Origin of the sequence: Ruminococcus sp. FMBCY1 (assembly GCF_023921805.1) — a bacterium.
Taxonomy (GTDB): domain Bacteria; phylum Bacillota; class Clostridia; order Oscillospirales; family Acutalibacteraceae; genus Ruminococcoides; species Ruminococcoides intestinale_A.
Map to the genome: position 1 here is coordinate 1,912,205 of NZ_CP074197.1, position 10,762 is coordinate 1,922,966.

General features: G+C 43.1%; 8 protein-coding genes. All 8 read left to right on the plus strand.

Annotated elements, in window-relative coordinates; translation table 11 throughout:
• The first annotated feature begins 11 nt into the window (after positions 1–11).
• The 8 genes from fabF (at position 12) to KGF34_RS09400 (ending at position 10,416) form a co-directional block, all read left to right on the plus strand.
• Positions 12–1,238, plus strand: a complete 1,227-nt coding sequence (fabF, locus tag KGF34_RS09365; protein WP_195410337.1) for a beta-ketoacyl-ACP synthase II — start codon at positions 12–14, stop codon at positions 1,236–1,238.
• Positions 1,239–1,255: 17 nt separating this feature from the next.
• Positions 1,256–1,708, plus strand: a complete 453-nt coding sequence (gene accB, locus KGF34_RS09370; protein ID WP_252558833.1) for an acetyl-CoA carboxylase biotin carboxyl carrier protein — start codon at positions 1,256–1,258, stop codon at positions 1,706–1,708.
• 9 nt (positions 1,709–1,717) lie between these two features.
• Entirely contained in the window at positions 1,718–2,140 is a 423-nt protein-coding gene (locus KGF34_RS09375) for a 3-hydroxyacyl-ACP dehydratase FabZ family protein (protein WP_022234170.1), read from the plus strand.
• A gap of 32 nt (positions 2,141–2,172) precedes the next feature.
• On the plus strand, positions 2,173–3,531 hold the full coding sequence (gene accC / locus KGF34_RS09380) for an acetyl-CoA carboxylase biotin carboxylase subunit (RefSeq protein ID WP_022234171.1): 1,359 nt from the start codon (positions 2,173–2,175) through the stop codon (positions 3,529–3,531).
• A gap of 6 nt (positions 3,532–3,537) precedes the next feature.
• Positions 3,538–4,401 (plus strand): acetyl-CoA carboxylase, carboxyltransferase subunit beta, encoded by an 864-nt coding sequence (accD, locus tag KGF34_RS09385; protein ID WP_022234172.1) that lies wholly within the window; start codon positions 3,538–3,540, stop codon positions 4,399–4,401.
• On the plus strand, positions 4,401–5,183 hold the full coding sequence (locus KGF34_RS09390) for an acetyl-CoA carboxylase carboxyltransferase subunit alpha (protein ID WP_252558834.1): 783 nt from the start codon (positions 4,401–4,403) through the stop codon (positions 5,181–5,183). Before accD ends, KGF34_RS09390 begins: the two co-directional genes overlap by 1 nt.
• A gap of 748 nt (positions 5,184–5,931) precedes the next feature.
• Entirely contained in the window at positions 5,932–9,699 is a 3,768-nt protein-coding gene (locus tag KGF34_RS09395) for a phosphoribosylformylglycinamidine synthase (RefSeq protein ID WP_252558835.1), read from the plus strand.
• Positions 9,700–9,867: 168 nt separating this feature from the next.
• Entirely contained in the window at positions 9,868–10,416 is a 549-nt protein-coding gene (locus tag KGF34_RS09400; RefSeq protein ID WP_186935987.1) for a zinc-ribbon domain-containing protein, read from the plus strand.
• The last annotated feature ends 346 nt before the right edge of the window (positions 10,417–10,762 follow it).

Below are 10,762 nucleotides of genomic sequence, written 5' to 3' on the forward strand. Positions count from 1 at the left end.
GGAGGTGCTTTATGAGAAGAGTAGTAGTAACAGGTATGGGTGCAATCACCCCTGTAGGTAACGATATAGATACAATGTGGGCAAATATGCTCGCAGGTGTAAACGGTGTTGAAAAAATCACATCATTTGATACTTCTGACCTCAAAGTTCACCTTGCAGGTACTGTAAAGAACTTTGAGCCGGAAAAATATATTGAAAAAAGAGAGTTAAGAAAGCTCGATATTTACTGTCAGTACGCTATTGCGGCAGCACAGCAGGCTGTAGATGACAGCGGAATCCTCGGTAATATTAACGAGGAGCGTTTCGGTGTGTACATCGGCGCAGGTATCGGCGGACTTCACTCATTTGTAAATAATGTAACCGCTCTTAACGAGGGCGGCCCGAGAAAGGTATCTCCTTTCTTTATTCCGATGATGATCGGTAACATTGCCACAGGTAATGTAGCTATCCGCTTTAAAGCAAAGGGTGTTTCACTTTCGGTTATGAGCGCTTGTGCAACAGGTACACACTCAATCGGTGAGGCTTTCCACGCAATTAAGGACGGTTATGCAGACGCAATCATTGCAGGCGGCACAGAGGCGGTTATCGCTCCTCTTACAATCGCAGGCTTCCAGAATATGAAGGCTCTTTCCACAAACGAAGATCCCGAAACAGCATCACGCCCGTTTGATAAAAACCGTGACGGTTTCGTAATGGGCGAGGGCGCAGGTATGCTCGTACTTGAAGAATATGAGCACGCAAAGGCAAGAGGCGCTAAGATTTATGCTGAATTTGCAGGTTACGGCAATACTTGTGACGCTCACCATGTTACAGCTCCCGACCCTGAGGGTGCAGGACTTGCAAGAGCAATCAAAATTGCTATGGCAGAGGCTGGCACAACCGATGACGATCAGCTTTATATCAATGCTCACGGTACTTCAACCCACTTAAACGACCTTACCGAAACAATGGCGTTCAAGTCGGCTCTCGGCGAAAAGGCTTACGATGCAAATATCAGCTCAACAAAGTCAATGACAGGTCATATGCTCGGCGCAACAGGCGCAATCGAAGCTATTGTTTCTGTTCTTACTCTCCGTGACGGTATGATTCCGCCAACAATTCACTTAAATGAGCAGGACGAAGAACTTGACCTTAACTACACACCGAACAAGGCAGTTAAGCGTGATGTAACAGTTGCCGCATCTACAAACCTCGGTTTTGGCGGTCATGACGCTTGCGTAGTATTTAAGAAAATCTGATTCGGAGGGCTGTATTTATGTATTCTAAAAACGATGTTAAAGAATTTATCGAAATGCTTGAAGGCTCATCGCTTTCGGTACTTGAAATAAAAAACGGTGACGGTTCGGCTATCCGTCTTGAAAAGGCAATTTCTGCCGCTCCTGCCGTTGTAATGCAGGCAAATGCTCCTGCTACCGCACCTGTTCAGGAAACTGTTCAGGCTGCACCTGCCGCTCAGCCTGCTCCTGTTGCCGAGGGCAAAACAATCAATTCTCCTATTGTCGGCGTATTTTATGCCGCTCCGTCACCTGACAGCAATCCTTATGTTTCTGTGGGACAGAAAATTTCAAAGGGTGACACAATCTGCATAGTTGAAGCTATGAAGTGTATGAATGAAATCCAGTCAGAGCTTGACGGCGAGGTTACAGAAGTTCTTGTTAAGGACGGCGACCTTGTTGAGTACGGTCAGCCTCTGTTCAGAGTTAAATAAGGAGTTACAATGAATCAGGAAGAAATCAAAAAGATATTACCGCATCGTGACAATATGCTGCTTGTTGAAGAGGCAGAAAAAATCGACGATGTTACCTCAAAGGGAAGATATACAATCAAGGGCGACGAGTTCTTTTTACAGGGACATTTTCCGGGCAATCCTGTTGTTCCGGGTGTTATCCTCTGCGAAATGATGGGACAGTCGGCTTGCTGCCTGCTTGCGGGCAAGGTTGAGGGATGCACACCTTTCTTTACAAAAATGAACAATGTAAAGTTTAAAAATCAGGTAAAACCCGGCGATACACTCGAAAGTGTATGTACTCTTACAAAGAGCAAGGGTGTGTTCTATTTTATTGATGCAAAAGGCTATGTTGACGGCAAGCTTTGCGTAAGTGCCGAGCTTTCTTTTGCTCTTATTCCAAATAATAAGTAACTTATTGCAAATTTTCTTTTGGAAGTGATAAAATGTTTTCAAAAATACTTATAGCCAACCGAGGAGAAATTGCAGTAAGAATTATTCGTGCTTGCCGAGAAATGGGTATCAGTACAGTTGCAATATATTCTGAGGCGGACAAAAACGCAATGCATGTTCAGCTTGCTGACGAAAGCTATTGTGTTGGCGGCAGCAGAGTTGCCGACAGCTATCTTAATATGCCTGCTATACTTACCGTTGCCATAGAAAGCGGCGCACAAGCCATTCACCCCGGCTATGGTTTGCTCTCGGAGAATGCAAAATTCGTTTCTCTTTGTGAGCAATGTAACATAAACTTTATCGGCCCTACATCAGAGATGATAAAATTACTCGGCGATAAGGACAATGCAAGAAAAACAATGCGTGCGGCAGGTGTTCCCGTAACACCCGGCTGCGATATTATAGAAGACCCCGTAAAAGCAAGGGAAGAAGCCGAAAAAATCGGTTTTCCGCTGCTTATAAAGGCTCGTTCGGGCGGCGGCGGAAAGGGTATCCGCAGAGTAGACTGCATTGAGCAGTTTGACGAGGCTTTTGCGGCGGCGTCTTCGGAGGCACAGTCTGCTTTTGGTGACGGCGCATGTTATATGGAAAAGTTCATTCACCCCGTAAAGCATATAGAGATGCAGCTTTTGAGCGACAAATACGGTAATACTATCTGTCTGGGTGAAAGAGAATGTTCGGTCCAGCGTAAAAATCAGAAGATGATTGAGGAAAGCCCAAGTCCTGCGCTTGATGACAGAACCCGTAAGGAAATGATGAAAGCGGCTGTAAAGGCTGCAAAGGCTGTAAATTATGTCAATGCAGGTACTGTTGAGTTTTTGCTTGATATGAATAATAATTTCTACTTTATGGAGATGAATACCCGTCTTCAGGTTGAACACGGTGTTACCGAGATGGTAACAGGTCTTGATATTGTACAGTGGCAGATAAGAATTGCGGCAGGCGGAAAACTTACAAGAACCCAGGACAGCATTTTTACACACGGAAATGTTATTGAGTGCCGTATTAATGCAGAAGACCCGGAGCACGGTTTCAGACCGAGCTGCGGAAGAATTAAGCGTTTGCATATACCGGGCGGTTCTTTTGTCCGTTTTGATACAGCTGTATTTCAGGATTATTTTATTCCGCCTTACTATGATTCTATGATAGGCAAGCTCATTGTTCAGGCAAGAAGCCGTGAGCTTGCGATAAGAAAGATGAAGATGGCTCTTTCGGAGCTTACCATTGACGGAATTGACATCAACCGTGACTTACTTGCCGAGATTTTGTCGGACGAGCAGTTTGTTAGCGGAGAATATACTACTGACTTTATGCTTGATTTTGAAAAAAAGCATAAGGACGGAAAGAAGTAATAGGCTATGGATTTATTTGCTTTTGTAAAACCGAAAAATGAGCTTGAAAGCAGACCCGAGGAGCAGACCAATGTACCGTTTGTTCCCGAGGAAATGTGGACAAAATGCCCTAAGTGCGGCACTATGCTCCTTACAACAGATATGGAAGAAAACTTCCGTGTCTGCACAAAGTGCGGTCATCATTTCAGAATGAATGCAAAACAGCGTGTGGCACTTCTTGCCGATGACGGCAGTTTTTGCGAGCATGACGCCAATATGGCAAGCAAAAATATTCTCGATTTTCCAGGCTATGACCAAAAGCTTGAAAAAGCAAGAGCCACAGGTTCAAAAGAATCCGTAATGTGCGGTGAATGTAAAATCGGCGGTATTGACGCAGTGCTTTGCGCAATGGATTCCGATTTTATGATGGGCAGTATGGGTACGGTAACAGGTGAAAAAATCACCCGTGCTTTTGAATATGCTACCGAAAACGCACTTCCGGTTATAGTTTGTACTGTATCGGGCGGTGCTCGTATGCAGGAGGGTATTCTTTCCCTTATGCAGATGGCGAAAACTTCCGGTGCGGTTAAGCGCCACAGCGACAGCGGACTTTTATACATAACAGTTCTTACCGACCCTACAACAGGCGGTGTTACTGCGTCTTTTGCTATGGAGGGCGATATTATCCTTGCCGAGCCTGATACTCTTGTAGCTTTTGCAGGCCCGAGAGTAATTGAGCAGACTCTCCGTCAGAAACTCCCAAAGGATTTCCAGACATCGGAGTTTGTAATGCAGAAAGGTTTTGTTGACGCTGTTGTAAGCAGAAACAACCTGAAAGCTACACTTGTAAAATTGCTTAAGATGCACGGATACGGGGAGGTGTCGGAATAATGTCTGCTTATGATAAAGTTATGGCGGCGAGAGATGCCAATAAAATTACAACTGTTGATTACATAAATCATATGTTCGGCGACAGCTTTTTTGAACTGCACGGCGACAGGAGATATTCCGACGATAAGGCAGTTGTGGCAGGCCTTGCTATGCTGCACGATATGCCTGTAACCGTAATCGGAATTGAAAAGGGCAGAAATACAAAAGAGCGTATGGAGCGCAATTTCGGACAGGCTCATCCGGAGGGCTACAGAAAAGCTCTAAGACTTATGAAACAGGCTGAAAAGTTCCACCGTCCTGTTCTTTGCTTTGTAGATACCAGCGGCGCTTACCCGGGAATCGGAGCGGAAGAAAGAGGTCAGGGACAGGCTATTGCCGAAAACCTTATGGAGATGATGACTTTAAAAACACCCGTGCTTACAATTGTTGTAGGTGAGGGCGGCAGCGGCGGTGCGCTTGCACTTGCTGTTGCAGATGAAGTATGGATGATGGAAAATTCTGTTTATTCCGCAATTTCTCCGGAGGGTTGTGCGTCTATCCTTTGGAAAGACAGTTCCAAAGCTCCGCAGGCCGCAGAGGCACTCAAACTTACTGCGCAGGATTTATTTGACTTGCATGTAATTGAGCGTATTATCAGAGAGCCGAGGGCAGAGGACGCCGCTATGTTTGAGAGTCTAAAACTCTTGATTCAGAGAACTTTTGAAAAAAATCTTGCACTTACCGATGAAGAACTTACAAATGCCCGTTATGAAAGATTCAGAAGAATAGGTGCCAATTTATAATTCTAAGTGTAACCGTCTGCTTTGCAGGCGGTTTTTTTGTGGAAATTTTGAGAAGTTGTTTGAATGTAGGGGTGTGGATTAACTTATTTTCGGTCGGGTAACAGAAGCAGAAAAGAGCAATGTTTCTGTCACGAATATAAAAGTTTGGTCAACCTTTTCAAAGGTTGTGAGTGTGGGCAACGCCCATAAAACTTTAATCTATTGCAAATTTTAATAGCCAAACGGCAAGCCTTTTGGCGGCTTGAACATAATGGAGAAAGCCTTTTAATTGCGTAAGCAAAAATATGGCAGAAAGATTATTTTATAAGTTTGTTGCCTGTAAACTACTTATGCACTATAATAAAATGCCTACCATTCCGCTTTTCTTTTGCGTGAAAAGAAAAGCTCCAAAAGAAAGTACGCTTAAGGGGAAAGGGATTTCGAGTCCCTTTCCCCTTAAGTATCCCTTTTCCTTAGACGACCAAGGTCAGTGACCTTGGAACCTCTAACTTTTATTTTCCTAATAAAATTTGTACTTGGCAAAATAAGTCTTTTAATTATTTCCCTTTCAAAAATTATCACTTTTTTTAAACTAAACTTTATAACCTACAATGCACATTAATGGATTATATACCGACAATTTTTTGCTTATACCAATTTTATACGATTTTATTCGTCAATTATTTTTATAATTACTTTATCGAAAAAAGAAAAAATGCTTTTGTGGTATTATTAAAATAATATGATTTTTACGGGAGGACGAGCTTCTATGTCAGGCGTAATCAGAATTTTTGTAGAAAAAAGAGATGGCTTTAATGTTCTTGCAAAGCAGACTTTGTGGGACATTCGCCACAACCTTGGTATGAAAAATGTTACCGACCTTCGATACATTATGAGATATGATATTGAGGGACTTTCACTCGACGAGTACAACGCAGCCAAAGGTACTATTCTTTCAGAGCCGAATGCGGATGTTATTTATGAGGAAACACTTCCTGTTGAGGACGGCTGGAAGGTATTTGCAATGGAATATCTCCCGGGTCAGTATGACCAGCGTGGCGACTCTGCCGAGCAGTGCGTTCAGCTCCTTACTCAGGGCGAGCGCTGCAAGGTGCTTACAGCAAGAGTTGTTGCCGTAACAGGTGATATTTCGGATGATGACCTTAAAAAGATTGAGGATTACCTCATCAACCCTGTAGAGAGCCGTCTTGCCTCTCTTGAAAAGCCGCAGACACTTGACATTGCAACTCCTGTTCCTGCCGATGTTAAGCGTGTAGAAGGCTTTATAAAATTTAACGACGAAGAAATGGAAAAGTATTACGGCTCAATGGGCTTTGCTATGACATTGTCAGACCTTAAGTTCTGCCGTGACTATTTCAGAGATACAGAAAAGCGTGACCCAAGTGTAACAGAGCTTCGTGTTATTGACACATATTGGTCTGACCACTGCCGTCACACAACTTTCCTTACAAAACTTGAGAAAATCGAAGTTGAAAAGGCAGCTCTTGGTTCGGTAATCGAGGACGCTCTCAATGAGTATTATGCTACCCGTGACGAGGTTTACGGAAAAGATACAAAGAGAATCGTATCTCTTATGGATATGGCTCTTATCGGTATGAAGTCACTTAAGAAAAAAGGTCTTATTCCTGACCTTGACGAGAGCGAAGAGATTAACGCCTGCTCAATCGAAGTTCCTGTAACTATTGACGGCAAAACAGAGCAGTGGCTCGTTCAGTTTAAGAACGAAACCCATAACCACCCGACAGAAATCGAGCCTTTCGGCGGCGCAGCTACTTGTCTTGGCGGTGCTATCCGTGACCCGCTTTCAGGTCGTTCATATGTATATCAGGCAATGCGTGTTACAGGTTCGGGCGATCCGACTATTCCTGTAAAGGACACAATGCCCGGTAAGCTCCCATCAAGAAAAATTACAACAGGTGCGGCTAACGGTTACAGCTCATACGGCAACCAGATCGGTCTTGCAACAGGTCAGGTTACAGAGCTTTATGACAGCGGCTATGTAGCAAAAAGACTTGAAATCGGTGCAGTTATCGGCGCATCACCAAAGGAAAATGTAATTCGTGAAGTTCCGCTTCCTGATGATATTATCGTACTTTTGGGCGGCAGAACAGGTCGTGACGGATGCGGCGGTGCAACAGGTTCTTCAAAGGCTCATACAGAAAGCTCTATTGAAACCTGCGGTGCGGAAGTTCAGAAGGGTAACCCGCCTACAGAGCGTAAGATTCAGCGTTTGTTCCGTAACCCTAAGGTTGCTAAACTTATTAAGAGATGCAACGACTTCGGTGCAGGCGGTGTATGCGTAGCTATCGGTGAGCTTGCCGACGGTCTTGCAGTTGACCTTGATAAGGTAACTAAGAAGTATGACGGTCTTGACGGTACAGAGCTTGCTATTTCAGAGAGCCAGGAGAGAATGGCTGTTGTTCTTGACAAAAAGGATGTAGAAACCTTTATTGCCGAGGCAGAGAAAGAAAACCTTGAGGCAACAGCGGTTGCTGTCGTTACAGAAAGCCCAAGACTTACAATGACATGGAGAGGCGACAAGATTGTTGACCTCAGCCGTGAATTTTTGAATACAAACGGTGTTACACAGCTTTCATCAGCTTATATTACAGCACCGAAGGCAGAGGATTGCTACCGTAAGGCTTGTCCTGCTGTATTAAAGGATATGCCTGCCGACAAGGCACTTGAAGAAAATATGGCTCGTCTTGAGGTTTGCTCACAGATCGGTCTTTCAGAGCGTTTTGACGCATCTATCGGTGCCGCAACAGTAATTATGCCGTTCGGCGGTAAGAACCAGCTTACTCCGCAGGAGGCTATGGCCGCTAAGATTCCGCTTGAAAAAGGCGAAACAGATGACGCTACAGCAATGAGCTACGGCTTTATTCCGGGTGTTTCACGCTGGAGTCCGTTCCACGGTTCGGCATACGCAGTAGTTGAGTCACTCTCAAAACTTCTTGCTATCGGTGCCAACCCACTTACAGCCCGCCTTACATTCCAGGAATATTTTGAAAGATTAAAAGATGTACCGGAGCGTTGGGGTAAACCTGCCGCTGCACTTCTCGGTGCAATGGAAGCACAGCTTAAACTCGGTATTCCGTCAATCGGCGGTAAGGACAGTATGTCGGGTACATTTGAAACAATTGATGTTCCGCCTACACTCGTAAGTTTTGCGGTTGCTATGACAAAGGCAAGCAAGACAGTATCAGCCGAGTTCAAAAATGTAGGTTCAAAGGTTATTTATGTACCTGTTCCTGAAAATAAAGAAACTCTTATGCCTGATTGGGACAAGCTTATCACTATGTACAAGGCTGTTTACAAACTCTTTGACGAGGGCAAGGTGCTTTCTGCATCTGTTGTTAAAGAGGGCGGTGCTGCCGCAAGCGTATGTAAGGCTTGTTTCGGTAACGGCTATGGATTTAAATTTACAAACAAACTCACAAATGACGAGCTTTTCGCCCCTCTTTCAGGTTCACTTGTTCTTGAGCTTGCAGACGGTGCGGAACTTGACAACAGTGTAGTAAGCTATGACCTCGGTACAGTTACAGACGACGGCAAGGTTACAGTAAACGGTGTTGCTGTTGATGTAAATACACTTATCGAAAAGTGGACTGCTCCGCTTGAAAAGGTATTCCCGACAAAGGCAGAGTGCCCTGAAATTGCGGTTGATATTCCGCTCTTTACAGAGAGAAACACAAGTTCACCTGCAATTAAGACTGCTAAACCTACAGTATTTATCCCTGTATTCCCGGGTACAAACTGCGAGGTTGACTCTGCAAGAGCTTTTGAAAAAGCGGGCGCAAATGTTGAACTCCTTATCGTAAAGAACCTTACATCCGCTCATATTGAAGAAACAATCAAGGCTATGGAGAAAATCATTTCTAAGTCACAGATGATTATGTTCCCGGGCGGTTTCTCCGGCGGTGACGAGCCTGACGGTTCAGGTAAGTTTATTGCTACTACTTTCCGTAATCCAAGAATTGCGAACGCTGTAAATGAGATGCTCAAGAACCGTGACGGTCTTATGCTCGGTATTTGCAACGGTTTCCAGGCACTTATCAAACTCGGTCTTGTACCTTACGGCGAAATCAGAGAACTTAAGCCGACAGACCCGACACTTACATTCAACACAATCGGCAGACATATCTCTCATATGGCTTACACAAGAGTTACTTCTGTTAAGTCACCTTGGTTTGCAAGTGTAAATGCAGGCGATGTATTTGCTATTCCTGTGTCGCACGGTGAGGGCAGATTTATGGCTGACGAGGCAACAGTTAAGATGCTTGCCGAAAACGGTCAGATTGCTACACAGTATGTTGACCTTAACGGCAACCCAAGTGCAGACATTACATATAATGTAAACGGTTCCGTATGCGCTATCGAGGGTATTACTTCACCTGACGGCAGAATCTTAGGAAAAATGGGCCACAGCGAAAGAAAGGGCGACAGCCTTTACAAGAATGTTCCGTTTGCTAAGGACCAGCTTATCTTTGAAAGCGGCGTTAAGTATTTTAAGTAATTAATGCTTATTCTTAAAGCAATATAGATAAAATGGCGGCTAAACACATATTTATGTTTAGTTGCCATTTTTTTGATATTTGCTTGACATATTTTGCGATATATTATATCATAGATAATGTTAATTTTAATAATTAATGAGGTATTTAAAGAAAAAGGAGTAAAAACAATGGCTTTTTGTAAAAATTGCGGCAATAACATTCCGGACGGAGCAACATTCTGCTCACATTGCGGAACACCCGTTTATGACACAACTTCGCAGGCGCAGACTCAACAGCACCAGTACGGCACACAGCAGAACAACTTTTTGAACAGTGATGATGTTACAGCAGAGTTTGATCCTATGGATATCAAAGAAAACAAGGTTATGGCAGTGCTTGCTTATATCGGTTTGCTTGTACTTGTACCTATTTTTGCGGCAAAGGATTCAAAGTACGCAAGATTTCATGCAACACAGGGTTTGAATATTACTGTTTTATCTGTTGCACAGGCTATTATTTACTATATTTTAGCCACAATTATAAGCATCATATTCCGTGGAAGTATTATTTTTGGAGTAGGCGGAGTTTTGCTTACAATACTCGGTTTTATAAACACAATTTTGTCAATTGCTTTTATTGTTCTTGCAATTTACGGTATTGTAAACGCAGTACAGGGTAAATGCAAAAAGCTCCCTATTATCGGAAAATTCGATATTCTCGGTAAATTTGTGAAATAATAACAGAATTTATTAAATGCCTGACTATGGTTATACGCCATAGTCGGGCATTTTGTTTTGTTATCAAAAATCGGGGTGAATTATTGTCTACCAAACTTTTGTAATTACCTGACGAAGTATTCCGCTAAACAGTAATGTATTATTGTTGCTCCAATATATTAAAACAGAAGCTTTTTAATTAATTTAACATAGCTTTGTATTATAATTGATATTATAAATTAAATTTTGCTGATATTAAGAACTTGTTTGTGAAAATGAACAAAAAATAACGGTTAAATTTTATTCCTCTTAAGATAAACATTCGTATTTACCATTATATAAGGGAAAAAATAATTATTATAATAAA